Origin of the sequence: Lacticaseibacillus huelsenbergensis (assembly GCF_029726355.1) — a bacterium.
Lineage (GTDB): Bacteria > Bacillota > Bacilli > Lactobacillales > Lactobacillaceae > Lacticaseibacillus > Lacticaseibacillus casei.
The window spans coordinates 1,095,191-1,117,994 of record NZ_CP120687.1; the positions used below are offsets into that span (position 1 = coordinate 1,095,191).

At 49.1% G+C, this 22,804-nt stretch carries 22 protein-coding genes and 1 riboswitch; of the genes, 11 read left to right on the forward strand and 11 right to left on the reverse strand.

What is annotated here, in order from left to right:
- Positions 1-226: 226 nt before the first annotated feature.
- The 3 genes from LHUE1_RS04910 (at position 227) to LHUE1_RS04920 (ending at position 3,993) form a co-directional block, all read left to right on the forward strand.
- Positions 227-1,648, forward strand: a complete 1,422-nt coding sequence (locus LHUE1_RS04910) for an MFS transporter (protein WP_277848305.1) — start codon at positions 227-229, stop codon at positions 1,646-1,648.
- 113 nt (positions 1,649-1,761) lie between these two features.
- On the forward strand, positions 1,762-2,952 hold the full coding sequence (locus LHUE1_RS04915; RefSeq protein ID WP_277848304.1) for an MFS transporter: 1,191 nt from the start codon (positions 1,762-1,764) through the stop codon (positions 2,950-2,952).
- A gap of 111 nt (positions 2,953-3,063) precedes the next feature.
- Positions 3,064-3,993, forward strand: a complete 930-nt coding sequence (locus LHUE1_RS04920) for an aldo/keto reductase (protein WP_049169574.1) — start codon at positions 3,064-3,066, stop codon at positions 3,991-3,993.
- Positions 3,994-4,121: 128 nt separating this feature from the next.
- On the opposite strand, the gene LHUE1_RS04925 is transcribed toward LHUE1_RS04920, so the two are convergent.
- The 5 genes from LHUE1_RS04925 to LHUE1_RS04945 form a co-directional block, all read right to left on the reverse strand.
- On the reverse strand, positions 4,122-4,487 hold the full coding sequence (locus LHUE1_RS04925; RefSeq protein WP_010490477.1) for a DUF956 family protein: 366 nt from the start codon (positions 4,485-4,487) through the stop codon (positions 4,122-4,124).
- A 420-nt stretch (positions 4,488-4,907) separates the two neighbouring features.
- Positions 4,908-5,819, reverse strand: a complete 912-nt coding sequence (locus tag LHUE1_RS04930; protein WP_010490474.1) for a PTS system mannose/fructose/sorbose family transporter subunit IID — start codon at positions 5,817-5,819, stop codon at positions 4,908-4,910.
- A 17-nt stretch (positions 5,820-5,836) separates the two neighbouring features.
- On the reverse strand, positions 5,837-6,655 hold the full coding sequence (locus tag LHUE1_RS04935) for a PTS mannose/fructose/sorbose transporter subunit IIC (protein WP_025013158.1): 819 nt from the start codon (positions 6,653-6,655) through the stop codon (positions 5,837-5,839).
- Between the two features lie 25 nt (positions 6,656-6,680).
- Positions 6,681-7,658 carry a mannose/fructose/sorbose PTS transporter subunit IIA gene (locus LHUE1_RS04940; protein WP_049169395.1) on the reverse strand — a complete coding sequence of 326 codons (978 nt, stop codon included), beginning with the start codon at positions 7,656-7,658 and terminating at the stop codon, positions 6,681-6,683.
- Between the two features lie 234 nt (positions 7,659-7,892).
- Positions 7,893-9,164, reverse strand: a complete 1,272-nt coding sequence (locus LHUE1_RS04945; protein WP_049169394.1) for an MFS transporter — start codon at positions 9,162-9,164, stop codon at positions 7,893-7,895.
- Between the two features lie 100 nt (positions 9,165-9,264).
- On the opposite strand from LHUE1_RS04945, the gene LHUE1_RS04950 reads away from it, so the two are divergent.
- Positions 9,265-10,284 carry a helix-turn-helix domain-containing protein gene (locus LHUE1_RS04950; protein ID WP_049169393.1) on the forward strand — a complete coding sequence of 340 codons (1,020 nt, stop codon included), beginning with the start codon at positions 9,265-9,267 and terminating at the stop codon, positions 10,282-10,284.
- 156 nt (positions 10,285-10,440) lie between these two features.
- Here the strand turns inward: LHUE1_RS04950 and LHUE1_RS04955 are convergent, their stop codons facing one another.
- Both LHUE1_RS04955 and LHUE1_RS04960 read right to left on the reverse strand, forming a co-directional pair.
- The gene (locus LHUE1_RS04955) at positions 10,441-11,289 is read right to left on the reverse strand and encodes a helix-turn-helix domain-containing protein (protein WP_049169392.1); all 849 of its coding nucleotides are present in this window, start codon (positions 11,287-11,289) and stop codon (positions 10,441-10,443) included.
- Positions 11,286-12,161, reverse strand: a complete 876-nt coding sequence (locus LHUE1_RS04960) for a helix-turn-helix domain-containing protein (protein WP_049169391.1) — start codon at positions 12,159-12,161, stop codon at positions 11,286-11,288. Before LHUE1_RS04960 ends, LHUE1_RS04955 begins: the two co-directional genes overlap by 4 nt.
- Before the next feature lie 231 nt (positions 12,162-12,392).
- On the opposite strand from LHUE1_RS04960, the gene LHUE1_RS04965 reads away from it, so the two are divergent.
- The 3 genes from LHUE1_RS04965 (at position 12,393) to LHUE1_RS04975 (ending at position 15,940) form a co-directional block, all read left to right on the forward strand.
- A complete protein-coding gene (locus LHUE1_RS04965; RefSeq protein ID WP_049169390.1) occupies positions 12,393-13,073 on the forward strand; it encodes a CPBP family intramembrane glutamic endopeptidase in 681 nt (226 codons plus the stop codon).
- 235 nt (positions 13,074-13,308) lie between these two features.
- A riboswitch (Lysine riboswitch) is annotated at positions 13,309-13,482 on the forward strand.
- Between the two features lie 106 nt (positions 13,483-13,588).
- Positions 13,589-15,190, forward strand: a complete 1,602-nt coding sequence (locus LHUE1_RS04970; protein WP_049169389.1) for an ABC transporter permease subunit — start codon at positions 13,589-13,591, stop codon at positions 15,188-15,190.
- 3 nt (positions 15,191-15,193) lie between these two features.
- Positions 15,194-15,940 carry an amino acid ABC transporter ATP-binding protein gene (locus LHUE1_RS04975; RefSeq protein WP_049169388.1) on the forward strand — a complete coding sequence of 249 codons (747 nt, stop codon included), beginning with the start codon at positions 15,194-15,196 and terminating at the stop codon, positions 15,938-15,940.
- 337 nt (positions 15,941-16,277) lie between these two features.
- Here the strand turns inward: LHUE1_RS04975 and LHUE1_RS04980 are convergent, their stop codons facing one another.
- The 4 genes from LHUE1_RS04980 to LHUE1_RS04995 all read right to left on the reverse strand — a co-directional run bounded on the left by LHUE1_RS04980 (position 16,278) and on the right by LHUE1_RS04995 (position 19,133).
- Positions 16,278-16,523, reverse strand: coding sequence for a hypothetical protein (locus LHUE1_RS04980; RefSeq protein ID WP_049169387.1), 246 nt, complete (start codon positions 16,521-16,523; stop codon positions 16,278-16,280).
- A gap of 26 nt (positions 16,524-16,549) precedes the next feature.
- Positions 16,550-17,821 carry an ABC transporter substrate-binding protein gene (locus tag LHUE1_RS04985; RefSeq protein WP_049169386.1) on the reverse strand — a complete coding sequence of 424 codons (1,272 nt, stop codon included), beginning with the start codon at positions 17,819-17,821 and terminating at the stop codon, positions 16,550-16,552.
- Positions 17,822-18,000: 179 nt separating this feature from the next.
- On the reverse strand, positions 18,001-18,723 hold the full coding sequence (locus tag LHUE1_RS04990) for a DUF975 family protein (RefSeq protein ID WP_049169385.1): 723 nt from the start codon (positions 18,721-18,723) through the stop codon (positions 18,001-18,003).
- Between the two features lie 71 nt (positions 18,724-18,794).
- Positions 18,795-19,133 (reverse strand): iron-sulfur cluster biosynthesis family protein, encoded by a 339-nt coding sequence (locus LHUE1_RS04995; RefSeq protein ID WP_049169384.1) that lies wholly within the window; start codon positions 19,131-19,133, stop codon positions 18,795-18,797.
- A 151-nt stretch (positions 19,134-19,284) separates the two neighbouring features.
- On the opposite strand from LHUE1_RS04995, the gene LHUE1_RS05000 reads away from it, so the two are divergent.
- The 4 genes from LHUE1_RS05000 (at position 19,285) to LHUE1_RS05015 (ending at position 22,762) form a co-directional block, all read left to right on the forward strand.
- Entirely contained in the window at positions 19,285-19,608 is a 324-nt protein-coding gene (locus LHUE1_RS05000; RefSeq protein WP_010490443.1) for a hypothetical protein, read from the forward strand.
- Between the two features lie 362 nt (positions 19,609-19,970).
- Positions 19,971-20,441, forward strand: coding sequence for a PH domain-containing protein (locus tag LHUE1_RS05005; protein WP_049169383.1), 471 nt, complete (start codon positions 19,971-19,973; stop codon positions 20,439-20,441).
- The gene (locus LHUE1_RS05010; RefSeq protein WP_049169382.1) at positions 20,434-21,957 is read left to right on the forward strand and encodes a PH domain-containing protein; all 1,524 of its coding nucleotides are present in this window, start codon (positions 20,434-20,436) and stop codon (positions 21,955-21,957) included. Before LHUE1_RS05005 ends, LHUE1_RS05010 begins: the two co-directional genes overlap by 8 nt.
- Before the next feature lie 28 nt (positions 21,958-21,985).
- A complete protein-coding gene (locus LHUE1_RS05015; protein ID WP_049169381.1) occupies positions 21,986-22,762 on the forward strand; it encodes an AAA family ATPase in 777 nt (258 codons plus the stop codon).
- Positions 22,763-22,804: the final 42 nt, after the last annotated feature.

Genomic DNA, 22,804 nt, shown 5'->3' on the forward strand with positions numbered 1-22,804 from the left:
TTAACGCCGACAGCAGTTGATACCTTTTAAAATCGAATATTAATGTCCTTAGGGGCAATGGCCAAGCGCGCCATTGCCCCTAAGATTTTCACAGAGCGCAAACAGGAGCGCTTAGAAATCGGAGTGTAAGTGGCCTCACGCCTAAATGGCTGGTCTTTAGCCATTTAGGCGTGAGGTCCTTACACGTAGATTTCTGCGACTGTGAGCGCATTTTGGGGGAATTTATATGCAGCGTTTTGCAACTGGATCCAAGCGTTGGTGGTTACTGATAGCATTAGGTTTTTTCGCTTTCATGACGAATCTTGATGGGTCAATCGTCAATATTGCGATTCCGATTATGGCGAAGAACCTTGACGTTTCGGCGAGTCGTATGGAGTGGACGGTCTCTCTATACCTGATCGTTCTAAGTGCCCTACTGCTGCCGTTTGGTAAACTTGGAGACCGCATTGGCAAACGCCGAATTTTCAAGTGGGGCACCGGTACCTTCGTGGTTGGGTCATTGATGGCTGGCATTAATCTTGGCTTTAATTTTCTGATGGTGGGCCGCATGGTGCAAGCCATCGGGGGTGCGATGACCTTGGCGAACACTTACGGGATTGTGACGTCAACGTTTGCCCTGGCTGAACGCGGCCGCGCTATGGGCGTTGTCAGCACGTTTGTGGCGCTTGGGGGCGTGGCCGGACCTAGTCTCGGCGGTCTCATTTTGGCGCATTTTAGTTGGCCGATGATTTTTTTGATCAATGTACCGATCGGCGTTGTCGCATTGGGGATCTCGCTGTGGTCAATGGATAACGGCGAACCGCAACCCGGCACGTATGACAAGTGGGGGATGCTGCTGCAGGCCACGGCCATCGCCAGCGGTTTCTGGGGACTGAACTTGGCTCAACAAAGCGGCTTCGGCGATCCAGTTGTGCTTGCTACCTTCGCTTTGGCCATCATCAGTCTGGCGGCATTCCTGATCTTTGAAAATCATCAAGAGACGCCGTTACTGCCAATGAGTATCTTTCGAGTCCGCATTTTCACTTTAGGAGTCCTGACCGTCTTCTTCATTTTCATGGTTCAGTTTTTCAGCACCGTTTTAATGCCCTTCTACCTTGAAGATGCACGTGGCCTCACGCCGGGGGCTGCAGGTACCTTACTATCACTCTATCCATTGATGATGGTGTTCTTTGCACCATTCGGCGGCTGGTTGGCTGACAAGTGGCAGGTGCCGGCCGTTGCGTTGCTGGGCAGCCTGCTTATTGCGGCCGGCAGCATTGTCGGCGCATTTTTAAAATTGGATGCACCACTCATGGTTTATATTATCAGCACCCTTTTGATCGGTATCGGCAGTGGGCTGTTTCAATCTCCCATCGGCGACGTGGTCATGTCAGTGGTGCCAAAAGATCAGCTGGGCATCGCCGGCAGTTTCAACGCGCTGGCCCGTAATCTTGGGATGGTCAGCGGTACCGCGGTGGCAACAACGGTTTTGTTTGGAACGATGAGCCAGCTTGCCGGCAGTCGGGTTACCACTTATCCGACGAATCATCCGGAATACTTTATCGCCGGTCTTCAGATCGCCATGCTGGTTGCTGCAGGACTGGCATTGTTGGGTGCCATTGCTATTGGGTTGACGATCAAGCCGTGGCAAGTGCATGAGAAGAATTGATTGTTGAGTTTTTACAACGCGTTTGTCTCCAATTTCTAACTGCGCCAGTTCACGCTCTTTCGGAAAAGTGCTAGCATTAGACTGCTAGTCACTTTTCGAGGAGGACATGACACATGGAGAAGCATCATTCGACCACCTTGCTTACATGGGGCATTCTTTTGGTGGGGGCTAATTTGCGCTTGCCGATTACCATGATTCCACCGCTGTTGCCGACGATTGAGCATACGCTTGGGTTGCCGGCTTCTATGGCTGGTTTATTAACGACGATTCCGCTGCTGATGTTTGCCTTGGCGTCACCTGTTATCGCCAAAATGGGGAATCGCCGCGGTAACGAGTGGAGTTTGCTTGTTGCGCTCGTGATTTTATTACTCGGCAGTTTGTTGCGGATTATTCCTAGTTTGATCGCTTTAATCGTTGGCACGTTGCTGATCGGCTTTGGGATCTCTGGAGGGAACGTTTTACTACCGGCGATTATCAAAGATCAGTTTCCGCAGTCAATCGGCGCGAAAACCAGCCTGTATACCGTGACCATGGGGCTGGTTGCTTCACTGGGGACTGGCTTGGCTGGCCTCTTGAACCAGCAATTCCATATGAAGCTGACCATGGCGGCTTTTTCACTCGTTGGCGTAGCCGGTTTGGTGATCTGGGCATTGGCGTTGCGCACCTTGCCACCCGTCAAAACCTGGCAAGGCAGTGCCCGCAAAAACGTGGCCGTCTCTCATTCGCTGTTGGCTTGGTGGATTGCTTTATTTTTCGGCCTACAGAGCTTTCTCTATTACTCCCTCCTGACCTGGTTGCCGAGTCTGTGGCAGGCTGTTGGCTTCTCGCAACTAACCGCGGGTAATCTGGCTACGATTTTTCAGTTGAGCGGCATGCCGGCGACATTATCCATTCCATTTATTGCCGAACGGCGCCACGGCCTTGCTTACAGCGTCTGGGGCATTATGCTGGGCTTTGCGCTAGGCGCCTTGGGCATTCTTATTCCCGGCGCTAACTTCGGCTTAAACGTGATTTTCTCCCTGCTGATGGGCGTTGCTTCCGGGGCAGCATTTGCGATCTGCATTGTCTTCTTCCAAAAGAAAACGGCCGATGCATACGAAACTGCCAGTTTATCCGGCTTCGCCCAAAGCTTGGGATACTTATTTGCGTCAGTGGGTCCGATGCTTTATGGCTTTATCCAAACACTCACCGGATCATGGAATCTACTTTTGTGGGTCACAGTGGTCTTAACCCTGATCATGTTTGCGGTTGGGCTGGTCATCAACGCCACACCCAGCATTTTTAGTGCATCAGATCGAAAATAGCGTTTGCACATTAGGCTTACTTTTTCTAAACTGGCATTATGTTAGGCTCATATTAACGCGTTCGCTGGTTAGAATCTGGCTCACGCTCACTCAAGACAAGGAGATTGACAAATGGCACTTACAACAACGATCGGAAAAAGCAATGTCGTTACCGGCAAACTCGGGTTGGGCACCAATAAGGTTGGCGGACATAATCTGTTCCCCAACTTACACGATGAAGACGGGCTAGCCGTTGTGAAAACAGCGTTGGATCATGGCATCGACATGCTTGATACTGCTTATATGTATGGCCTTGGCCAATCCGAAACCTTGATTGGTCAGGCGATTCAAGGCTATGACCGTGCAAAAATTGTTCTGGCGACCAAAGCGGCACAAGACCCCCACCAGGATCTCAAACCCAACAACGATCCCAAGTTTTTGACCCAAGCGATTGATGACGCGTTGCTACGCCTGAAAACCGACTACCTCGATATTTTCTATATTCATTTTCCTGATGAAAAAACCGATAAAGCCGAAGCGGTCAATGCCGTCGCGAATGCCCGCAAAGCCGGGAAAGTTCGCGCTATTGGCGTTTCCAATTTTTCACTCGATCAAATTAAAGAAGCGAATCAGGATCAGCAAGTCGATGTTGTAGAAGACAACTATAGCCTCGTGCATCGTGACGCTGAAACGAAGCTGTTCCCTTACCTCCGGGAACAACACATCAGCTTCGTTCCTTACTTCCCGCTTGCTTCTGGCTTATTAACCGGCAAGTATGGTCCGGATGACGCCGAAAAATTCAGCGGCCGTTTTTCCGCTTCCCAGTTCAAGACGATTCTGGCCGCCTTACGCGAAGTTGACGGCATCGCAGACGCGCATCAAGCAACCATTGCCCAAATCATGCTTGCCTGGTATATGAAGAATCCAGATATTGCCGTGGTCATCCCTGGCGCACGCTTGCCGGAACAAGCCGCTAGCAACGCCGAGGCTTTGAAAGTTCAACTGCGCGATCCGGAATATGGTTCTATTAATGAACTGTTTAAAGAATTTCGGCCTAAGTAACGTTAGCGGTCATGACGGTTGTCAATGCCGCGCTACAAATATTAAGAATGCAAAAAGGCAGCTTGCCACTCCGATTTCCGGAAATGGCGAGCTGCCTTTTCTTGACGCCCTCTGATAGAAGACGCCATTTATTTTTTGCGGGTAAACGCCCGTTTCACGACTTGCCAGAAAGTCAGTGACTTGACAATCCGATCGGCAGGAATGTGCTCACGAATGGCGCGCAAGACCTTCTTGGCATCTTTCGCCGCAAACGTATACGTCCCGTTCTTCTTGGTTTTAATGGCAAAACGAGGAATCCATTTGCCCCTGAAGATGACAGATGCAATGACCCAGTTAACTTCATCCCAAGGAATTTGATAAAAGTCATGCACATTTTTTTCGTTGAAAAATTCGAAGCCCTTATCGCCGATCATGATCTTGCCATAGACCGGCATTCCCATAAAGGCAGTGCCTTCCATCACTAATTCTGATTTGGTGTTGATTGATTGAACCATTTTTTGCCATCCTTTTAGACTGATCTTGTGTGTTGTGGGAGTGTGGCTAAGCGCTCTGTGTAAGAGGCTAAAGCTTAAAGCTTACGCGGTTGCCCGAAACGCCACAAACGCGTTCGCTGGCGCAGAAGTCTGCGTGTAAGGACCTCAGGCGCAATGGCCAAGTTCGGGCCATCACGCCTGAGGCCACTTACACTCCGGCTTCTAACCGCGCCAGCTCACGCTCTTCCATAAACGCGTTCGCGTGGCCAGAAACCTGCACATAAGGACCTTGGTCGTAATGGCCAAAGACCAGCCATCACGCCCAAGGCCACTTATGCTCCGGTTTCTAACCGGCCACGCTCACGCTCTTCCATTATAAATCAAAAGCCCAGACTTTGTGTCTGAGCTTTTGGGCGTTTTGTTCGATTTTGGTAATTTGTCTTACATCAAACCGATGACGTGGAAGACAACCCCGACAACGAACAGGCCAAGGATAATGACGATTGGAGAAACCTTCTTCTTCAGTAACCACATGCAGAATAAGGTTAGCAACAAGCCCATTAGGCCTGGAATCAACTGATCCAAGTTATCTTGTAACGTTGTCACTTTATTCTTTGTTAGTGACAGTCCTTGAGATTGCAATTCCAAAGCCTTTTGGATGCCGGCTTTACCGCTTGGCAATGAACTCCAGTCAATGTAGGCACCCTTTTGGTTCGGAACATCAGAAACAACTGGCGTGAACTTGACGGAAACCCATCGATTGACCAGTGATCCCAGAATGAACATACCTAGGATTGTGGCACCCTTTGTAACTTCCTGTAGCAAACCACCGGAAAGGTCTTCGGTAATCTTGCTCCCGGCTTTGTAACCAAATTCCTGAGTGTACCATAGGAACGCCATACGGATCGCATTCCAAAGTACGAAGTAAAGGATTGGTCCCATTAAGTTGCCGGCCATCGCCAGTGATGCGGCTAACGCACCAATAATTGGCTTAACCGTGAACCAGAACACTGGATCGCCGACACCAGCCAGCGGACCCATCATCCCGACTTTGACACCCTGAATGGCTTTGTCATCAATCGGGGCGCCATTGGCACGTTCTTCTTCCAGTGCCATCGTAACACCCAGAATCGGTGATGCCAGATATGGGTGAGTGTTAAAGAATTCTAGATGCCGTTTTAAAGCAGCTGCGCGGTCTTCTTTGGTGTGATACAAACGTTTCAGCGCAGGGATTAAGGTGTAAGCCCAGCCACCGTTCTGCATACGTTCGTAGTTCCAAGAACCTTGAAGGAAGGTTGACCGCCACCAAACCTTAATTCGGTCGCTTTTTGTGATATGAACTTCTTCAGCCATGTTTGTCAACCTCCTTCTCAATAATTGTCAATAATGTCGCCGACAGGATCACCGGCACCACTATTATTTGAGCTGCCGCCGTTACCTGAACCGCCGCCTTGCTTGGACAGTGCCAAGTAAATCAGTGCTAAGGAAATACCAATAGCACCAAGGCCGATTAAGGTAATTTCTTTGACAGTCGCCAGAACAAAACCAATAGCAAAGAATGGCCATACTTCGCGGGTCGCCATCATGTTAATAACCATGGCATACCCAACGGCAACAACCATGCCCCCGCCAATGCCAAGACCTTTAGTGAGCCAATCAGGCATTTGTTCAAGCAATGCCCGCACTGGGCCAGCACCAACGGCAAGGATCAAGCCGGCTGGAATGGCAATCCGCAAGCCCTGCATGCAGATCGCAACCCATTGCCAGAAATCAATTTTACGGAAACTACCTTCTTCAGCAGCGCGGTCCATGATATGAACAATCGCGGTTGCCAAGGTACGAACCAAAGTGGTCAGCAACAAACCGGCAACGGCCAGCGGAACCGCAATCGCAATCGCTGAGCTAATGCCTTTAGTACCCTGACCGCCAAGAACAAGAATAATAGCTGATGCAACTGATGCCAATGCAGCATCGGGTGCGACGGCCGCGCCAATGTTGGCCCAGCCTAAGGCGATCATCTGCAACTGCCCGCCAAGCATCAAGCAAGGGGTCAAGTCGCCTGTCACAAGTCCGATCAACGTGCACGCAATAACTGGCTGATGGAAGTGGAATTCATCCAAAATACCTTCCATACCAGCAAGGAATGACACGATGAGGACCAGGATGATTTGAATAAAATTCAAAGTCATAAGTCTTCTTCCTCCATTTCAAAAATTACTTCTGCGCATTCAGTTCGTCTTGAGCTTTCTTCAAAATCGCGTTCATATCATCCGGATGATCGGATGGCACTTTACGAACGTCGAATTTGACGCCATCTTTGGCCAGTTCGTGGAAGGTGTCGATATCCTTCTGGTCAAAGGCCAGCACTTTATTAGGCTGAACCTTACCAACTGAATGTGACATTGACCCGATATTAAGCTCCTTAATCGGAACACCGCCCTCAATGGCGCGTAATGCGTCTTCAGGGGTTTCAAATAATAGCAATGCGCGTTGACCGCCAAAATGCTTATCATCTTTGGCCAACTTAATCATCTGATCAATCGGAACAACATGTGCCTTGACGCCAGATGGTGCCGCTTCCTTAATCAGGTTCTTCCGCAGCTCATCTTTTGCCACTGTGTCAGAGACAACAATAATCCGCGTCGGGTTCGTGGTCTTAGTCCAAGTGGTTGCAACCTGACCATGTAACAAACGTGAATCAACCCGGGCCAGAACATACTGGAATGATCCCGGTTGGCCAGCATTGGCTGTACTTGGTGCGGCAGCTTGAGCAGCTGGCTTCTTCACCTTGTCCAGTGATTCTGGCTTAATCTTGATACCGTCACGTCCGGCTTCAAGTAAATGTGCGGCAATGTCTTGTGCAGAATCCATTGACAGCCGCGAGCCATAAGCCTCAATCAGCATCGGCAAATTCAGTCCGGTCACAATCGCCCATTTATCCTTGTGTTCCTCATAAATCGTGTTCGCTTGGTTAAATGGTGATCCGCCCCACAAATCGATCAAAAACAAAACTTCATCGTCTGGGTCGAACTTAGCGATCGCATCTTCGAGGTGCTTGTGCAAGTCATCTGGGCCTTCATCGGGCATGAAGGTCACAGCTTCGACTTTTTCTTGCTCACCGAAGATCATTTGACCGGATTGCTTGATGCCAGCAGCGAATTGGCCATGACTAGCAAGAATGATTCCGACCATTATTACGCCTCCTAAAAATTTGTGGTTGCCTCGAAAATAATATCTGCAAAAAACAAAAATAATCAAAAATACAAGGCTTCCCAATAAGTTAGTATGACTTCCTCCGCGCCGCTATGCAAGCATTTTCACTTAAAATGAAATTTAAAAAAAGAAGCGCATACATTCAGTACGCACTTCTAATTGGTATCTATGGAAATTGGTATATTGGTCGATACCAATTAATTCAAAGCCTGACTAGGCCTTTTCTGACTGGCCTTCGGAATCGGTAAAGACTGGGTCGGCAATGCGCGTGCCTACCAATAAAAGCACTAATAATAACACAGCTGACAGCGCCGCCATGAGCATCCAGCTTGCCGCAGCGCTCACGACATTTGCCAATGTGAAGAACACCACTTGACCGACCGGCATACCTAAAAGGGCCACTAGGTTAACAACTCCTGCCGTTGTCCCCATCTGCTGTTCAGGAACAAGCCGCATCATCACCGTCGACACCCGCGGGTTGATTTTTCCCATGAGATAGGACGTCACGAAGCTGAATCCCATGACGGCAGCAAGCGAGCGGAAAAGGAAGAAACTAAAACTGAGCCCGATCATCGCCGCTGTCAAAAGACTCAGCAGTTTGAACGTACTGAGACGCTGCAGGCCATCCTGCGCAAACAGTGCGCCTAAAATCAGCCCTACCGAGAAGACAATGTTTAACAACGCAACTGTCGTACCAAAATCACGCAGCCACATGCCGGGTTGCTGGACCAGCGAAACCGACATTAAGCCGTCCACCGATGAGCCCAGTGTATTGACAAACATTGCGAAAACAATGACTGCCAAAAGAAAACGGTTGGTTGCCAAAAATTTGAGCACCTTGCCAATATCCTTCAGAATCGGCTGATGCGCATGCGTCACGATTGGCGGCTCTGCCTGTTTAAGGCGACTCTTTTCCCGGGTTATAACCCAAGCTGCGAGTAAAAAAGTCACAGCATTAAGCCCGCCAAACAGCGCATAATTGTGGTTGAGCAAGACAATCAGGCTTGCACCGACCGCCTGAAAAACCATTTGAACCGTCGTACCGGTCGCGCTTTGAAAACTGATCGCCGTGTTCAGTTCTTTAGCGGGAATCAGTCGATGCAACAGTGGCAGCACCAGACCATTCCCATATTGCCCCAGGGTATCAGAAAGTATGTTGATGCCCAGCAACAGCAAAAACAATGGCAAGCTGGCAGGCAGCAGGATCATCCCTGCCAACCCTAGGAAAAGTAACGTTTGGCCAATACGCGTAGCCACCATATGACTGGTTTTGGCCTGGGTTCGATCGGCCAGACTGCCAGTCACCAGCGACAGCATCGTCGGCAAAGTGGTTGCCATCGCTGCCAATGTGACGGCCAGACTTTTAAACGGCATCGTGGCCGCGTAAATGATAAACACGATGTTATACAGGCTATCGCCAATCCCGCTTAACAAACTGGCATTTAAAATGGCGCGATAACCCCGATTATTGAAATATTCATGCATGTTGCTACCTCCCTGCAGCCAAGCATGTCATTTTCGATTCCTACTTGGTTTGTACTTTGAGTGTAAGCAGGCTACACTCAAGGCGAGGTGAAATTCCACTATGGTAGAAAAAATCAATCCCACTGACGGCGCCGTCTTCCGCCAACTCCGGCGCAACCACCATCTGACCTTGGCACAGGTGGCCGATGCACATAATTCCATCGCTTTCATTAGTAAGTTCGAACAAGGCCACTCCAATATCAGCTTTGCCCGCCTGAGTCACCTGCTCTTTCGCATCAACATTTCGGTGGAAGAATTCGTCTTCATTCGCGATCTCCAGGCAGGCGCCGTCCCACCCTCGGCTCACACGCGGTTTGTTTACAACACTTTAGTTCACCGCGACTTCGAAGAGGTCATCGCCAATCAGGACCGGCTTGGCTTTGAAAATCCCACGCTAGCCGACTATCAATATTTGTTGAAACAGGAAAAGGCTTGGCAGAAACGGTACGAGCACGACCACAACCGCCAAACCCAATTTGAACTCATCAGCATCCAGATTTTCCGCCTAACCATGATTGATCGCGTCAAGCCCCCTGACCAGCCATCACCATTCAAAAATGTGACCGACGCCATGGCCCAATTGCAGGAACGCGCCAAGCCGCTGGTCAGCTATCTCTACTCGGTCGAAACCTGGAATTACTTTGAGCTTTATTGGTTCCGCCATCTCATGGTCGCCTTACCTGCTGAAACCATTCAAAACTTGTTGCCAATAGCGATGAAGCGTTCGGAAAAATATCGCGCCTTCAATCAAATCGGCAATCTGCGGATTCAGACGCTCTTCTCCGCCTTCACCGTGTTCATCAACACACGCCACTTAACCGATGCCAAAAAAGTCCTCACCACTGCCGAAAAAATTTTACATGACACCAACGACCTTTCAAACTCGGCTCTCCTCTTATTTTTACGCGGCTGGTACCAAGCCGTCATTGGTCAAACCACAGCCGGATACGAGTTATGCCAACAGGCCATCAGTTTAGAGCATATCTTGGACCAACCGACACAAGAACAGTGGCTGCGGTACTTATTGAAGGTCGTCCGAATCAATATCAAGGATCCACAAGGTGGCGCGTACTTTCTTTGACTGCGAACCTATTATCGTGTCAAAAAAACAGTTTTCCTTCTTAACTCACGACGTTTCACGTGGAACACACCAAAAAACGGATCCACAATCAACTTAATTCCGCTGATCGCGAGTCCGTTACAAACTGCTACTATCCGAACTTTCCAAAAAGCAAAGTCAGGCTTCCTTACCACACCGCTTTGCCTCAGCTAACGCCTCCAAAGCCGGCAGCCAACTTGCTGTCCAGTCCGATGCCGCCACCTCATTCAATATTGCCTTCAGTTGAGCAAGCTCTTGCCAACCGCGCGCTGCCCTGCTTTTATCCGGTGAATAAATCATCACTAAACGCTTAGTGCAGGCAATCTGAAACTCAATCCCCATGTCGCCCACTGTGGCCTGCCGAATTAACGCAAGCGTTTCCTGCGCGTTGTCCAGTTGCCCTGCCGCAATATACCGAAGAGAAGCAGTCAAGAACGCGCGATTGGCCAGATTCAAATGATCCTGTGGTGTGTTCGGTGTTTGCACTTGGTTCGCAATGGCCTTGATCAGTCCTTCCAAATCCTTCATCGCGATGATGCCGGTTAATTGAAGCGCGATCAGCCGCAACAACAGTGACCATTCCGTTGTATGCGTCAACAACGACCACGCCTGTTTACGTTCACGGGCCAACACGGAAAAGCGTTCCGGTGCATGGTTATGCAGCGTCAAATGCAACAGCAACCGTTGATTGGTATTCGCCAGCGGCAACTGGCGTAAGATACCTGCCAGCGCCTGAACATCTGCCTGCTGTGCCGCCACCAGATAACGATGCAAAAATGGTAATGGTGCATCCGAGCGTGAAGGCGTGAACGCATCCCAGTCCAGATTCAATCGATCCAGCAATAGGAAAAAGCGATCGGCGGCCAACTGTGAGGTGCCATTTTCAAATTTTGAAAGGCTTGATACCGAAACAATGTCGCCAGCGGCTTCTTTTAACGTCAGCCGCCGTTCTTTACGCAATCGTTTGAATTGTTCACCGATCGTCATTTTGCCTGCGCCTCCTCCTTCAGGAATCGTCGCCAACTTTTCGTCAACAATTGGGCAAAAAACGGCGAGTCCAATAACGCCAGCGTTGCCAGTAAGTTTTTAACCGCCATTTTGGCCGCCCGATGCTGGCCGCGATGATAGGTCAGCAGGTGCTCTTGATAGCGCAACATGATCCGGGCATAGAGATCATCGGCCGGAATGGGTAAGTTCTTGGCGACGTTGAGCAGCCGCACAGCATCCGTAAACTCCCGACGATGAATCAGCAAGGCGATGCTATTCGTCAAAATCGCCCACAGATACTGGTTCCGGGTTGGATGGCCCTTCACATCCGGCCAGTCCAAAACCAGCTCCATGACCAAACTCATCAGTTGCTCATGATCATAGATCACCAAGGTGGCGGCAAAGAGATCAAGCTCATACAATCCCCAGTACCGAATCCGTTTCAAATACTTGATAACGTCGGCTTTCATCTGTGGTGTTGTCTGAAAACTCGGATCCGTATACCCATTGTGGGCCAGAATATTAATCTGATTCAGTCGGTAAAAAATCAGCCCGGTTTGTCGCCACAAGCGATACTGCTTTTGCGCTAACACCTGCAACGCTGACTTACCGGCAACCGTGGCCCGGTTAACCTGTTGGAAAAAATTCTCCGGATTCAATGCCCGATAGCCTTGTTGCATCAATTCAACATCTTGATCAAAGCGCGTTAACAGTTTTAAAACAACGGCTGCACTGAGCTGGGTCTCCCCCCGTTCAAAGCGTGACAAAGTAGCGGCCGTCGTAATCCCCGCCGCAATTTCTTCCAATGAGTCATTTTCCTCAAGACGCAACGCCCGTAAATAGGCCCCGACTTTGACAGGCTCCTCCGCCATCAGCACCCGCCTCTTTTTATGAGAAGTTTATTAGACAAATTTAACACGTTTTGTCATTTTTTCAAAATCGAAATATTTTTCTGCGCTTTGCATTTGTTAATCTGTATGTTTTTATTTTTAGTCTGTGCCTATTTTTAAACTTGTTAACCATTAACGCTAATTGTTACAATGGGCGCGTATTTATGTAGTCCAGTTTTTATAGCATTCAAAAGTCTAAAAAAGGACAGATAATTGGGGAAAATAATATCCATTGGCGGTTCACTGCTAAAGCACTCTCTTCTCCTCACAGGCATCTTACTGCTTGATATCTTAACTGAATTCCATGATTTTTTTACAATCAGCAAATTGCAGCAAGACCAATATGAAGTTCTAGTGATTGAACTAATATTGAAAGGGGCGTTCATTTGGTTTCTTCATTGGCTATATTTCCGGCAATTGAAACGTTTTAATCCAAATGGCTATGGCCTAAAACCACTTTCGAGAAAGAACATACTCATATTTCTCATTGGGGTTGCGTCTCTCTTCGGGTTGCTGTGTGTTGAATCTCTCACGCCTTTCAACGCGGACAATGCCACGAATCAGGTGCTTGTTAACAAATTCATTCGAACTGCGCCATTATTAGCCAGTGTTGACGCTGTATTAGCGGCACCAATTATTGAGGAATTTATATTGCGCGGCATTTTCTTTAACTATTTTTTCAACAAGAACACTATTATGAGCAAAATTTTCGTTGTCTTGGTCTCTGGCTTCGTGTTTGGTTTGCTTCACGAACCTCATTTCACCGTCAATCTTTTGGTTTACTGCACCATGGGATGGCTATTTGGTTCCGTCTACGCGCTGACTGGGGATTTACGCTATAGCATCGCGCTGCACATCCTTAACAATGTCTTAGCCTTTGTTTCTATGTTTTGACAGCGGTTCAAAAATGCTTCTCGTAAGTATGCCTGCTAATATAAACTTCTTCCACCATAACGTGTTCACTGCCGCAGAAGTCTGTATGTATGGACCTCAGACGCAATAGCCAAAAACCGGCCATCACGCCTATGCCACTTACACACCGCCTTCTAACCGCGCCAATTCACGCTCACATCCAATTGACATCCACCTCCCATTCCGCTACACTCGGTTTTGACATTTAAATACACCACCAAGAAATAGAGGTTGCGGTGGGCAACGAAAACTGGGGAGTGCCGGATCATGTTGAACCAGTCGTAAGTGCCGCCGCCGAAATGTCGGGCCGTGTTCGGACGATCCGCATTGGGCCATGAGCGCATAACTCATGGACTGTCGAAGCAGGTTGCTTCGGGGCGCTATGATTCTGGTTTATGACTAAAATCGATGGAATCGACCTTTATTGCTTGTTCAATAAAGGTCGATTTTTTGGTTCCAGCTCTATTTCCCACTACAAGAAGGGAGAATGTCATTTTATGAAAAAACACTGGGTTGCACGTTTGGGTGTGCTGGGGCTCGTATTGAGTCTGCTGCTTGGCGGTTTTGCTGCTAAGCCAGTCAATGCTGCGAGCGATGACAACACATTCAAAGTCGGTATGGAAGCCGGCTATGCACCGTTCAATTGGACGCAGAACACAGATGCCAATAATGCGGTCAAGATTCAAGGCAGTCATGAATACGCTAATGGTTACGATGTTCAGATTGCGCGGAAAGTCGCCAAAGCACTGCACAAGAAAGTCGTCGTGGTCAAAACCTCTTGGGATGGCCTGCCGCCTGCTTTAACTTCCGGCAAAATCGATGCTATTATCGCCGGGATGTCACCAACACCGGATCGGCGCAAAACGATTGATTTTACCAATCCGTACTACATTTCCAATCTGACCATGGTCGTCCGTAAAGACAGCAAATATGCAAAAGCCAAGAGCATTGCTGATTTTAAAGGCGCCAAAGTGACAGCGCAGCTCAGTACGTATCACTATCAGGCCATTAACCAAATCAAAGGGGTCGTCAAGGAACCGGCCATGAACGATTTCCCGGCAATGCGGGTGGCCTTGGAGTCTGGCACCATTGACGGCTACGTTTCCGAAGTTCCTGAAGGGATCACGGCAGAACGCGCCAACCCGAACCTGATGTATATCCATTTTGCCAAGGGTCAGGGATTTAAAACCGATGCCAGCGACACCAACCTGGCAATCGGGTTGCGGAAAAACGATCCCAATAAAGCTAAAATCAATGAACTGCTCGCTACGATTTCCAAAAAAGATCGGGCACGCCTGATGAATGAGGCGGTCGATAATCAGCCTTCGACCGAAAAGAGCGGCAACTGGTTCATGGCCATTATGAAACAGTATGGGCCGATGCTCTTGCGTGGTACCGGTATGACGTTGTTACTGGCCTTGGTCGGCACTCTTGTTGGCTTCATCATCGGCCTGTTAGTCGGGATTATTCGCACCACGCCAAAACCCAAGAAGTTGGGACAGCGCGGTTTGCGGGCAGTTATCAATTGGCTGCTTTCCTTGTATATCGAAGTCTTCCGTGGCACGCCAATGATTGTTCAGGCAGCGGTCTTGTATTATGGCGCCGCCCAAGCCTGGCACCTGAACATGGATCGCACCACCGCAGCGCTTTTGATTGTTTCGATTAACACTGGCGCCTACATTTCTGAAATTATCCGTGGCGGGATTATTTCCGTTGATGAAGGACAGTTCGAAGCAGCAAGTGCGCTGGGCATGACGCATCTACAAACCATGATGAAAGTTATCCTGCCGCAAGCGGTTCGTAACTCCCTGCCAGCGGTCACGAATGAGTTCATTGTGAATATTAAAGATACTTCGGTGCTGTCGGTTATCTCGGTTTCCGAACTGTTCTTCAGCGGCGAAACCATTGCCGGACAAAGCTTCCAGTTCTTCCACACCTATCTGATCGTCAGCGGCATCTATCTCATCATGACCTTCACCATCAGCCGCCTCTTCCGGCTCATCGAAAAACATCTCGACGGACCCAAAGACTACAACGTGATGAACAATCAAATGCAGGTTGAAACGCCGAAAATCGGCACCGCAAAAGAGGGGGACTAGATCATGGCAAACGAACCATTAATCCAAGTTAAAAATCTCAAAAAGAGTTTTGGGAACCACGAAGTCCTGACTGACATCAACTTTAACGTCCAAGCCGGCGAAGTTGTTTCAATCATCGGTCGCAGTGGCTCCGGCAAGTCAACCCTGCTGCGCAACATCAATCTGTTGGAAACCCCAACTGGCGGCGATATTCTTTTTCACGGCAAAAGCATTCTAGGTGAAGACGTAAAGTTAAGCACCTATCGCGCCAAAGTCGGCATGGTGTTTCAGAGCTTCAACTTGTTCAACAACATGACCGTCTTGCAAAATGTGATGGTGCCGCAGCAAACCGTTTTAAAACGCGACGCTGCTGCCGCCAAAACCCACGCGTTGGAACTGTTGAAACAAGTCGGCATGGATCCCTTCATTGCCGCAAAACCGGATCAGCTCTCCGGCGGGCAGGAACAGCGGGTCGCCATTGCCCGCGCCGAAGCAATGGATCCAGAAGTGCTCCTGTTTGATGAACCGACCAGTGCGCTGGATCCGGAAATGGTTGATGATGTCCTGAACACGATGACGGCCCTAGCCCACACTGGCCTGACCATGATCATCGTCACCCACGAAATGGCCTTCGCTCGCGATGTTTCCGATCGCGTCGTCTTCATGAACAACGGCATCATTGCCGAGTCCGGCACACCGGATCAAATCTTCGGCAATCCGCAACAAACAGCGACAAAGGAATTCCTGAAGCGTTACTTGAACCGGGTTTAACTGAATTAGCCTCATAAACAGATAAAAATGAAGCCGGATCATAATTCACGGCCACAATACAAAAGCGGGCATACTCAACAATAACTGGAGTATGTCCGCTTTTAGTTTTCCTAGGAAATTGGTTTGAATTATTAAAACGTCAGTGCCAAAGCGTAGCAATCGGAGGCCAGATGGGGCTCAGTGGTGAAATCATTGTTGGCGGTTTACCGCCTACAATGAGGCCGATCTTTGAGCCTCAGCCGGTTTTGCTGAGGCTCAAAGTCGTGCCCACCACTCTAGCTTCGCGGTCGCCATCCCTCATCTGGCCGGAGATTGCGGAGTTTGGCACGACAATCTATTATTTTGTCTTCCGCTTCTTTTCCCGATGTTCGCGCCATGTGTCCAGACTCACCACGATGAAGAACAGGAAAAAGCCGCCGACCACGGACTCTGCCGTTAGCAAAAGGTAGCGCAAGGCAAGGTAGCCTTTTCCAGCGGTGACGTCTTGATAGCCGACATAGCCAAACGTCATTAGCACCGCTAAGCCCAGTACCAGCACGTTGTAAATAAGGGTTCGTTTTAAAATCCGTTTGAATGTCGTCATGGACGCGCCTGCTTTCTTTTGGTTAATTAACGATTATCTTTCGAAATGGTTTCGGCTTGCTTTTGCAGCGTGGTTAGCACGGTCTTAGGCTCGGCCTTTTTGGAAACGGTCTGGTCAACGGCATCCAACAGGTTGTTGCGGTAAGTGTTATAGCCGATGAATGGTGTTGACGAGAACGCATCATCATAAGCATCGACCGCGGCCTGGTAGTTCGGGTTGGCTTTTAGATAGGCTTGATAGTCACTTGACTTCGTGGCAGTCGACACAACCGGCACGTACCCGCTGGCTTTAGCCCACTGAGTCTGAATCTTGGTGCTCATCAGAAACTTCATGAACTTAACCGCGCCCTTGATTTGCTCCGCAGAGGCACCCTTGAAAACAGAAATCCCATTGTTTCCCAGAACCGAACTGGATTTGCCATCAAAACTCGGCATCACAGCGGTCCCCCAGTGCATGCTCTTAGGTGCCGTTGATGCAATCTGCTGAATCGTGGCGCTAGAGCCGAAGCCGGCAAAAATTTTGCCTTGAACAAATGGTACATTGAAGTAATTATCTAATCCTGCTGTGACAGCTGTCTTATCCTGCAGCATGCTGGTGATCGCCGTCATCGCTTTGATGCTAGCTGGCGTGTCAATCTTCGCCTTGTATTGCGGCGTAATCAGGCGATTGCCGGCATCATACGCTAATGTCTCAAATTCAAAATCATAACTCTTATTAAACGCGACGCCTGTGATGCCATCACCTTTAAGCTGTTGCCCGATTTTGGTCAATTCTTCCCAAGTTTTCGGCACAGTGAGGTGATATTTTTCCAGGATATCCTTGTTATAAAACATCAACCGCGTCCCAGTGGCAAACGGAATCTGATAATAATTGCCCTGATACTTCAGATTCGTGGCAATGCCGGGATAAATCGACTTCAGCTCAGCAGCGGAAAATTGGGATTTTACCTGCTTATCAATGTTGACCAGCATCCCGTCATGGACGTATTCCGGAATAATCGTATCCGTCACCTGCCCAATCGTCGGTAAGGTTTTGGACTTCGCCGATGCCAGGTACTTCTTCTGCAAGTTGTCATACGAACCCTGCGATGTTGCAACGACCTTGTATTGCTTTTGACTACTGTTAAACGTCTTGATATACCCTTCCAACGCCTTGTTGTAATTACCGGTCATCCGGTGCCAAAAAGTAATCGTCACCGGACCCTTAGAGGTTTTCTGCGCCGAACTGCCACTACTGCATGCAGTCAGCAACAAGACCATCAATGCAGTGGCAACACCAAGTAACCAACGTCTCTTCATCACATGTACCCCCATTATTGTCGTAAACGCATCGTGTCGTTGTGGACAAGACCCGCAAACCGCCGATCCCATCCGGCTTTAAAACTATATACAGTATACCAATACTTACCGCAAGCGGTATCTTTTGCTGAAAAAAAAAGAAAGCCGATTTTGCTTTCTTTTTGCATTTTACTGCGGTATTAAGCTTGTTCTTCCGTTAATTTAAGATAGAAATTCGCCAAAGTCATACTGCGGTACGGGATGACCCAGATGGAAGCCAGCCCCATAGTAATCAACTCTAACAGCCACCAACCCAGAAAGCTCAGCAATAACACAAAGTAATCCCACTTATGGCCAAACATCAACTCTCGGCTGCGGGTCACGGCTTCGGTATAGCCGATCGGTTGGCCGCTATCGATCGCATCCCGATAAATCCATTGCGCCTGTGAATACGCCATCGCCTTAACAATCCCCGGGACAATCAGCAAGAACATCCACAGGAAAATCCAGACCCATTGCAACAGACCAATCAACAAACTGCCCAGAAAATATTCGCCCCGTTCAAAAATCTTGAACATCTGCATCCAACTAAACTGATGATCCGACCGGCCGCGAAGACCATCGATCATCGCAAACATGACGCCAATCATCAGTAACACACCCAACAGGCTCAAAAAGATAACAATTGACTGCCACATCTGCCAGTATTCGTTCACGTGGCCGCCTGTGACTGTGAACGATCCGCTCTGCGCCATCATCCGCCATGTATGCCACGTCCCGCGATGTGCTTCATGAACAGCAGGAAACGGCACAAGTGTCGCGAATGCCATCAATAGTAATGCCGGTAAACTAATGCGCAGATAATAGCTAAAGTTGGGATTCAATTCCGCCTTGGCTTGATTCTTTAGTGATGTCCGGTCCACAGACAACTCCCCCTTAACTGTGATTGCCTCATACAGTTGCTGGGAATATCATAACAGAAAAGCCTGTTTTGTTACACAAACTTGAGCGGGACCTTCGGATTGAGTCGTGGCTTCCCGCGCAAAAGTGTAAACTCATCGCCACTTACGGTTAACTCGGTTTTCGAATCGAAAAACCCGGCCGCATAGCTTTTGATTAAAACCGGTCCGACTGGGGAATCAAGGTGCGCATCAAATACATCCGGCACGTTACGGCGTGGCAATATCAGGAGACTGAATTTAGCTTGCGATGTATCATGATACTGCCGCGAGTATGGCCCGATGCCATCATTCAAATCCAAAACCAACACCCGATCTGCGTGTAAAAGCGGCGCCAGTCGGGCTGCTGCCTGTGCAGATATATTAAGCTCCATATTTCACCCCCACAAGTACAATAATCCTTGTCGCCCACATTATGGAACGGATTGCCACAGGATACAACCAGCTTGTAAAAGTTTAACGAAATGCCTAAAATTGGTGTAATGAACCACGATGCTATTCTGTCAGTTAAGACGAGGTGTGCCAATGAATATCTATTCGGCTTTAAAGTTTATCCAGATCGATCATGCACAAGTCAATCACCTGCAGGTTGTCGTCACCGACCAAAGCGGCAAGCCTGATGCCGGCATGACCGATTTATTAATCGACTGCCTCAACAAGATCGATATTTTCGTTGATCTCAGCACCACCGACCGCGTCAGTGATGTCATTGACGATCTCAACTTACTCACGCCGCTGCCATATGATGTTCTCGAAGAATACCAAAAGATTCTTGAGCAGCCCATCAACGGCATCAACGTTGCGATGAAAAAGCAGTTGATCGAATTCATTTATGCGCCGACTGTTTGAACCAACGGCGCCAACTGCTTCTGCTGTTTCATTTTAACAAGCTCGCCTCTCTGCCAGCAATCTTTGCTGCCGCAGATAGGTGGGCTTTTTTAGTGTGAGCGTGAACCAGCGCGCTTAGAAGTCGGAGTGTAAGCGGCCTTGGGCGTGATGGCCCGGGCTTAGGCCATTGCGCCTGAGGTCCTTACACGCAGGTTTCTGGGCTGGCGAACGCGTTATGGTTAAGCGACAGCCATTTCAAAACGCACGCACTCGCTTCAATCTAACTCGTGTGACAAAAGCACCGTGATAAGTTCATTTTTATGACAACAACAGTTTCGTTTGTCGCCATTTTCTGCTATCCTGACGAAAACGGAGGCGAAAAAATGAACGAAACGGGACATGCTTTGCCAGCCAACATCAAATTTGTCTGGCGCGCCGATATATTCATCTGGTCTTTCATTTTTTTTGTTGTCGGCTTACTTTTGCTCATCGCCAGTTCTTTTTGGCATTGGCCTTCATGGCTAGGTTTTGGTGTCATCGGGTTAACGGTGCTGCAATATATTATCCGGCGGGCCCTCGTGCCTTATCGCTATCGATTCCTGCGTTACAACATCACGCCGACCGCAGTTTTCCTTCAAAAAGGGTTCTTCTTCCGTAAAAATGAAGCGATCCCGATTGCTCGCATTCAAAATGTGACGTTGGAACAGGGACCGCTTCTCCGGTGGCAACAACTGCAACAGGTCAACATCGAAACCGCCAGCACGGCCCATGTCATTGACGGGGTAACGGCATCCGTTGCCAATCAGTTGCGGACCCAGATTTTGAAGCTGGCACAGGAGGCGCGCGATGAATGAACAACCGCACCACCTTGCGCCTGTCGCGTTACTGATACTATGGGTCAAAAATGTCGTCGCTTTATGGCCAATATTTGTCGGTGGCTTATTTTCGATGTTCGGTTCCAAAATGAGTTTTAAAGAACTGCTGTTTTGGCTAGCCTTGATTCTTGGGAGCGTCACCTTAATGCTCGGATGGTCAATCCTGCGTTATTTGCGTTTCACCTATTCAGTAGCACCTGATGGCTTAACCATTCAAAGCGGGGTGTTCATCCGCAAGACCAACCATATTCCGTACGACCGGATTCAAACCGTCCAGCGCCAGCAATGGTTTTTCCTGAAGCCACTTAGGCTGGAACAGGTCTCCATCGAAACTGCCGGAAAAGAAACCAGAAAAGCGGAAGGCCAACTGGCAGCTGTGCCGACAGCCGTTGCCGACACCATCAATCGCTATCGCCAAGGAATTAGCGCAGAACCAACAACATCTTCTGCCGCTGAATCGGTTGATGCTGACGCTACCACCCAGACACGCGTCGTCAACACGGAACCGGTTCCGGACGCTGCCTATAAAATCAATTCCCACGACCTTAATCAATATGCGCTCACATCGCTTGGTTTCATCCCCATCATCACCGGGATCCTTTGGGTGTTGGACAAGGCTCAGGAATACCTACCTGATAGCTGGTATCAGCAAGCCGAACACGCCATCACGGGTTTAGCTATTTATCTTCTGATCGGCTTAAGCATTATCGTTTTAGTGCTGGGATTTGCTGTTTCTTATTTGAACATCCTGCAAAAATATTATCGCTTCACGCTCGTTCGAACCGGTAACGAACTGCGCACCAGCCGCGGCTTTTTCCAAACCAACACAGTCAGCGCCCGTCTCTCGCGCGTGCAGGCAGTCCGGTTTAAACAAAGCATTCTCCGCCAATGGTTTCATCTCACCACCGTTCAGGCGTTGCTGGCTTCAGGTGCAGCTGATGACGAGCAAAATAATGATCTGGTTCTAATGCCGGTGATCCGGCAACGCTCGGCCATGACGGACATGCGCAAGTTCATTAGCTGGTTGCCGACAGCAATACCGGAACTGCAACCGATTCCGGTGCGAAATCGCTGGTACTATGTGCGGAATATGGTACTAGGGAATCTCGCTTTTATTGTCGCACCGATTATTTTAACCAGCGTTTTGTGGCTGCACGTCAGCTGGTGGGTCTGGTTGCTACCGATTGGCGGGCTATGGCTGCTCATCATGGCACTCCAAGGCCAATACGCCGCAACAAACGCTGCTATCGCCATTGCGCCGCCAGATCAACTCGTCATCCAAGTCGGCGAAGTCTGGACCCGGCAGCGCTACTATGTCCGGAAAAAAGACATCCAAGCGATGAGCTTAGCGCAATCCATCTGGATGAAACCGCGCGGCGTTGCGCACTTAAACATTCATGTGCGAAAAGGCAATAGCGATCAAACGATTACGTCCCGCTACATGAAAGCTGACTTAGCTAAGCAAATTTTAAGTTGGTATCAGCCGCTGCCATAGTCTAGGTAAATGAAGTTAGGAGCTTGCCATGCTACTGAATAAAATTCAATATACGCCGCCACTTCAGGCAACATCCTATCCATTCAACCTCCCTTGGCAAGCGCATTTCCGTGAACTAAAGCTGACGCAGCCGGTGACCATTTTGACCGGTGATAACGGCAGCGGCAAATCAACGTTGCTAAACGCGATCGCCGCCAACTACAACGCTATCTTGATGAGCGGCGCGTCCCTCGAAGATGATCCTGAATACGACAATAGCCGGGCATTGGCGCACCAGTTAAAATTAACGTGGACTTATCGCACCAAGTCCGGCTTTTTATTCCGCGCCGACGATTTCATTTCATTCATTCGCGCCACCCGCGGCCGCATCAAATATGCCCAGGATCAGCTTGAACACTTGGCGCCCAAAAGTCTGGAACGTCTGCCGTATCTGAATACACTGGCAGAAGTCCGCCACCTTTATAAAGTCGACTTAGACACCCTATCACACGGCCAAGCCTTTCTCGCCTTATTTCGCGCCCGCTTACACGCGAACGCCCTATATTTGCTAGACGAACCCGAATCTCCATTGACCCCGGAAAATCAACTGAGTTTGCTAGCTTTGATTCATGAAGCGGTAACCGGTGGAGCTCAATTCATCATCAGCACCCACTCGCCTATTCTAATGGCCTACCCTGATGCGCAGCTATTGGCCTTGGGTGACACGCTTGCACCCATTCAATACGACCAGATCGAGCACATCACTTTCCTCCGCAGCTTTTTGGATGACCCGCAACGATTCGTTTATCACCTGTTACATGATTGAATCATTGTCATTAGCGGCAAAAATGTTTTAAGGTGACATTAG

What these genes read in the sequence shown, in the direction of transcription:
- LHUE1_RS04910 (WP_277848305.1), top strand. Translation starts at nt 227, where the DNA reads ATGCAGCGTTTTGCAACTGGATCCAAGCGTTGGTGGTTACTGATAGCA.
- LHUE1_RS04915 (WP_277848304.1), top strand. Translation starts at nt 1,762, where the DNA reads ATGGAGAAGCATCATTCGACCACCTTGCTTACATGGGGCATTCTTTTG.
- LHUE1_RS04920 (WP_049169574.1), top strand. Translation starts at nt 3,064, where the DNA reads ATGGCACTTACAACAACGATCGGAAAAAGCAATGTCGTTACCGGCAAA.
- LHUE1_RS04925 (WP_010490477.1), bottom strand. Translation starts at nt 4,487, where the DNA reads ATGGTTCAATCAATCAACACCAAATCAGAATTAGTGATGGAAGGCACT.
- LHUE1_RS04930 (WP_010490474.1), bottom strand. Translation starts at nt 5,819, where the DNA reads ATGGCTGAAGAAGTTCATATCACAAAAAGCGACCGAATTAAGGTTTGG.
- LHUE1_RS04935 (WP_025013158.1), bottom strand. Translation starts at nt 6,655, where the DNA reads ATGACTTTGAATTTTATTCAAATCATCCTGGTCCTCATCGTGTCATTC.
- LHUE1_RS04940 (WP_049169395.1), bottom strand. Translation starts at nt 7,658, where the DNA reads ATGGTCGGAATCATTCTTGCTAGTCATGGCCAATTCGCTGCTGGCATC.
- LHUE1_RS04945 (WP_049169394.1), bottom strand. Translation starts at nt 9,164, where the DNA reads ATGCATGAATATTTCAATAATCGGGGTTATCGCGCCATTTTAAATGCC.
- LHUE1_RS04950 (WP_049169393.1), top strand. Translation starts at nt 9,265, where the DNA reads ATGGTAGAAAAAATCAATCCCACTGACGGCGCCGTCTTCCGCCAACTC.
- LHUE1_RS04955 (WP_049169392.1), bottom strand. Translation starts at nt 11,289, where the DNA reads ATGACGATCGGTGAACAATTCAAACGATTGCGTAAAGAACGGCGGCTG.
- LHUE1_RS04960 (WP_049169391.1), bottom strand. Translation starts at nt 12,161, where the DNA reads ATGGCGGAGGAGCCTGTCAAAGTCGGGGCCTATTTACGGGCGTTGCGT.
- LHUE1_RS04970 (WP_049169389.1), top strand. Translation starts at nt 13,589, where the DNA reads ATGAAAAAACACTGGGTTGCACGTTTGGGTGTGCTGGGGCTCGTATTG.
- LHUE1_RS04975 (WP_049169388.1), top strand. Translation starts at nt 15,194, where the DNA reads ATGGCAAACGAACCATTAATCCAAGTTAAAAATCTCAAAAAGAGTTTT.
- LHUE1_RS04980 (WP_049169387.1), bottom strand. Translation starts at nt 16,523, where the DNA reads ATGACGACATTCAAACGGATTTTAAAACGAACCCTTATTTACAACGTG.
- LHUE1_RS04985 (WP_049169386.1), bottom strand. Translation starts at nt 17,821, where the DNA reads ATGAAGAGACGTTGGTTACTTGGTGTTGCCACTGCATTGATGGTCTTG.
- LHUE1_RS04995 (WP_049169384.1), bottom strand. Translation starts at nt 19,133, where the DNA reads ATGGAGCTTAATATATCTGCACAGGCAGCAGCCCGACTGGCGCCGCTT.
- LHUE1_RS05000 (WP_010490443.1), top strand. Translation starts at nt 19,285, where the DNA reads ATGAATATCTATTCGGCTTTAAAGTTTATCCAGATCGATCATGCACAA.
- LHUE1_RS05005 (WP_049169383.1), top strand. Translation starts at nt 19,971, where the DNA reads ATGAACGAAACGGGACATGCTTTGCCAGCCAACATCAAATTTGTCTGG.
- LHUE1_RS05010 (WP_049169382.1), top strand. Translation starts at nt 20,434, where the DNA reads ATGAATGAACAACCGCACCACCTTGCGCCTGTCGCGTTACTGATACTA.
- LHUE1_RS05015 (WP_049169381.1), top strand. Translation starts at nt 21,986, where the DNA reads ATGCTACTGAATAAAATTCAATATACGCCGCCACTTCAGGCAACATCC.